The following is a 207-nucleotide window of genomic DNA, read 5'->3' on the forward strand; positions in this document are numbered from 1 at the left end:
GGACGGCGAGGCGAAATCGGCGCCGTGCCACGGCTCGCCGGCGCGGTCAAGCGCGCCGACCTGCCAGCCGGCAGCCAGAGCCGCGGCGACCTCGTCGGGGTGGTCGGGGAGGAACAGCGCACGCGATGGTTCCACGCCCAGCGCCGCGGCGATGCGGGCGTACGATCCGGACTCCTTCTTCGGCCCCGCGCTGACGGAGTCGAAGAA

1 pseudogene is annotated in these 207 nt (G+C 73.9%); it reads right to left on the reverse strand.

Annotated elements, in window-relative coordinates:
• Positions 1–207: pseudogene (locus tag QM517_RS18220) on the reverse strand (acireductone synthase); the annotation flags it as partial.

This window comes from Microbacterium sp. IEGM 1404, assembly GCF_030056775.1.
Taxonomy (GTDB): domain Bacteria; phylum Actinomycetota; class Actinomycetes; order Actinomycetales; family Microbacteriaceae; genus Microbacterium.